Raw genomic sequence first — 3,763 nt, forward strand, 5'->3', positions numbered from 1 at the left:
AGATGTGTATACGAGCCAGCGTACCCCCTGCGTACTACGCGCCGCCCCCTCGCCGGTCGTACTCCTCCCGCGCCGCCGCGACCTCCCCCTGATGCTCCTCCGTCCACCGCACGAGCGACTGGACGGTCGCGTGCAACGTCGCCCCGAGCGGCGTCAGTTCGTACTCCACCCTCGGCGGTACCACGGGGTACACGGTCCGCAGCACCAGCCCGTCCCGCTCCAACTGCCGCAGCGTCACCGTCAGCATCCGCTGGCTGACCCCGTCGATCTCCCGCCGCAACTGTGTGAACCGCAGCCGCCGGTTGTCGAGCAGCGCGATGACCAGCAGCGACCACTTGTCGGCGATCCGGTCGAGGATCTGCCGCACCTGGCAGTCCTCCCGCACGTCCCACTGGAACGGATCGGCGTCGCCGGGCTCCAAGGTTCCCGCGGGGTAACCGGGTGACTCCGAAGTGCCTTCTTCCATGCCCGTCGATGCTGCCGCAGGCTGAGGACGGTTACAAGAGGGAACCGACCCCCCAGACCGAGGGGCCTGCCCTCACCGAGGGGCCGGCCCACCCCTGGCTCCTGGGTCCTCCCCGTCTACCTCCGGAGTACCCCCATGCCTGCCCGGTCCCGCCCGTTGCTCCTCCTGGTCCTGTGCGGAACGATCTTCCTGGAGGGCGCGGACGTCGCGATGATGGCGATTGCCCTCCCCGCGCTCCGCGCCGACCTCGGCCTTCCCACGGACACCGCCGCGTGGGTGATGAGCGCGTACGTCCTCGGCTACGCCGGTTTCACCCTGCTCGGCGGCCGGGCGGCGGACCTCCTGGGCCGCAGACGCATGTTCCTGACCTGGCTGACGGTCTTCCTCGCCTTCTCCGGCCTCGGCGGCTTCGCCCAGGACGGCTGGACGCTGATCGCCGCGAGGTTCGTGACGGGAGTGGCCGCCGCCTTCATGACCCCGGCCGCGCTCTCGCTGATCACGACGTCGTACGAGGAGGGCCCGGCCCGCGACAAGGCGCTCCTGATCTTCGCGGGTACGGCGGCGGCGGGCTTCTCCCTCGGCCTGGTGACCGGCGGCCTCCTCACCCAACTCGGCTGGCGCTGGGTCTTCTTCGCCCCGGTCCTGTGCGCGGCCGTCCTCCTCGCGGGCGCGGTGAGACTGATCCCGGCGGCATCCCCCACTCGGCGTCATACCCGGGAGCTGGACCTCCCCGGTGCCCTCCTCGCCGCCGCGACGATGCTGACGGCCGCCTACACCGTCGTACGCCTGGAGCACGGCACCGGGAACTGGCGGGTGACGGCGGTGTCCGGGTTGACGGCGGTCGTCCTGGCGCTGGTGTTCGTGACGGTCGAGCGCCGGACCAGGCACCCCCTCGTACGCCTCGGCATCCTCCGGGAGGGCGAGGTTCTGACGTCCGGCCTCGGCGCGCTGCTGTTCGTGGGCGCCTTCTTCGGCTTCCAGTTCGTGATCACCCTGTACCTCCAGGAACTGCGCGGCTGGTCGTCGCTCCAGACCGCGCTGGCCCTGGTGGTGATGGGCTGCGACGCGATCCTCGCGCCGACGCTCACGCCGTGGCTGGTCGCCCGGTTCGGCAACGCCCGCGTGATCGTCGGCGGCTTCGTGTGCGCGACGGCGGCGTACGGGACGTTCCTCCCTCTCGGGAGGGACTGGTCGTACGCCGTGATGCTCCCCGCCCTGTTCCTCGCCGGGCTCGGGTTCGCCCTGGCCTACGGCCCCCTGACGATCGCCGCCACCGATGGCGTACACCCCCGCGAACAGGGCCTCGCCAGTGGCCTCCTGCACACCTCGACCCAGTTCGGCTCGGCGCTCGGGATCTCCGCGGTGACCGCGGTCTACGGCTTGGCGACGGGCGGCATCGGCTCGGCGTCCCCCTCGGGTACTACCCCCGAAGGACTAGGGACGGCCTCCGGCGCGACGGCGCTCACCTCCGAAGCACCGGCCACCGCCCCCGGCGTACCCGTACTCACCCCCGAGGCCACGCTCTCCGGCTTCCGTGCGGCGCTCACCGTCCCCGTCGCGATGGCCGTGCTCGGCACGCTGATCTCGCTCCTCGCCCTGCGCGCCGTGCGCCACGCGTCCCCCGTGAGGAGGACGAGGGCGAGCCACACGAGCCCGAAGCCCGCCCACCGCTCGGGCGGCATCTCCTCGCCGAAGTAGACGACCCCGAGCAGGAACTGGAACACCGGCGCGAGGTACTGGAGCAGCCCCAGCGTGGACAGCGGCACCCGGATCGCCGCCGCACCGAAGCAGACGAGGGGTACGGCGGTGACGATGCCGGTCGAGGCGAGCAGCGCGGCGTGCCCGGCGCCGTCGCTCGCGAACGTGGACTCGCCCTGCGCGCTCAGCCACAGCAGGTACCCGAGCGCGGGCAGGAACTGCACGGCGGTCTCGGCGGCCAGCGACTCGACGCCGCCGAGGTTGACCTTCTTCTTGACCAGCCCGTACGTCGCGAAGGAGAACGCGAGGACCAGCGAGATCCACGGCAGCCGCCCGTACCCGACGGTCAGGACGACGACGGCGGCGAACCCGACGCCCACCGCCACCCACTGCGCGGGCCGCATCCGCTCCTTCAGCAGCAGGACGCCCATCGCGATGGTGACGAGCGGGTTGATGAAGTACCCGAGGGACGCCTCGACGACATGCCCGGCGTTGACCGCCCAGATGTACACGCCCCAGTTGACGGTGATCACCGACGCGGCGACCACGACCAGCGCGAGCCGCTTCGGCTGCCGGACCAGCTCCTTCGCCCACGCCCAGCGGCGTATGACGAGCAGCGCGCCGGCGACCACGGCGAGCGACCACACCATCCGGTGGGCCAGGATCTCCACCGACCCGGCGGGTTTCAGCAGCGGCCAGTACAGCGGGACGAGCCCCCACATCCCGTAGGCGGCGAACCCGTTCACCATCCCTATTCGCTGCTCACCCTTGGACATCCCGGCCACGACACCTCCCGCTTCGCCCCACCGGCCCGCACTGCACGGACGCCGGGACGAAGGTAACGGGGGAGGGGCGGGGAAGTCATGCGTGTATCGGGATACGGTCATGACGGGGCTCCGGGTACTACCCGGGTACGACCACGGGGTGCACGCGCGACGCCCATCCGCGTCACCCGTACACCCCGTCGTACCGCCGAGGTAATACCGCCGGGGTAATACCTCCGAGGGACCCACTCCCCGACGATCCCCCGGCGGTCAGCCCCGCACTCAGCCCTTCAGCGCCACCGAGATCGCCTCGGTGATCGGCGTCGCCGGACGCCCGATCAGCCGGGACAGGTCACCGGACGTGATCTCCAGCTCGCCCTTCTCGATGGACGCGTCGACCCCGGCGAGGATCTGCGCGACCGGCTCGGGCAGCCCGACGCCCGCCAGGATCCCGGCGAGTACCTCGGTGGTGACCGCGTTGTAGGCGATCTCCTTGCCGGTCTGCGCGCTCAGCTCGGCGGCGTACTCGGCGAAGCTCCACGCGACGTCGCTGCCCAGCTCGTACGTCTGGTTCTCGTGCCCCTCGCCGGTCAGCACGGCGACGGCCGCAGCCGCGTAGTCCGCGCGGGCGGCGGAGGAGACACGCCCCTCGCCGGCCGCAGCGACGACCGCGCTGTGCTCCAGGACGGGGGCCAGGTTCTCGGTGTAGTTCTCGTGGTACCAGCCGTTGCGCAGCAGCGTGTACGTCACCCCGGAGGCGAGCAGCGCCTTCTCGGTGGCCCGGTGGTCGTCCGCGAGCGCGGCCGTCAGGGAGCCCGGCGCGCTGGTGTACGCC

The 3,763-nt window shown here is 71.6% G+C and carries 3 protein-coding genes and 1 pseudogene; 1 reads left to right on the forward strand and 3 read right to left on the reverse strand.

Translation table 11 applies throughout. The features are described from left to right. Positions 1-34 precede the first annotated feature (34 nt). The gene (locus AOK24_RS05825; protein ID WP_055718978.1) at positions 35-466 is read right to left on the reverse strand and encodes a winged helix-turn-helix transcriptional regulator; all 432 of its coding nucleotides are present in this window, start codon (positions 464-466) and stop codon (positions 35-37) included. Positions 467-601: 135 nt separating this feature from the next. Between AOK24_RS05825 and AOK24_RS05830 the strand changes: the two are divergent. After that, positions 602-1,807 (forward strand): annotated as a pseudogene (locus tag AOK24_RS05830) (MFS transporter); the annotation flags it as partial. Positions 1,808-1,839: 32 nt separating this feature from the next. Here the strand turns inward: AOK24_RS05830 and rarD are convergent. Next, positions 1,840-2,940, reverse strand: a complete 1,101-nt coding sequence (gene rarD / locus AOK24_RS45435; RefSeq protein WP_107103902.1) for an EamA family transporter RarD — start codon at positions 2,938-2,940, stop codon at positions 1,840-1,842. 270 nt (positions 2,941-3,210) lie between these two features. Beyond that, the coding region (locus AOK24_RS05840) for a Rossmann-fold NAD(P)-binding domain-containing protein (RefSeq protein WP_478078754.1) at positions 3,211-3,763 on the reverse strand (553 nt) is incomplete at its 5' end.

Source organism: Streptomyces niveiscabiei, from assembly GCF_001419795.1.
In the GTDB taxonomy this organism is placed as follows: domain Bacteria; phylum Actinomycetota; class Actinomycetes; order Streptomycetales; family Streptomycetaceae; genus Streptomyces; species Streptomyces niveiscabiei.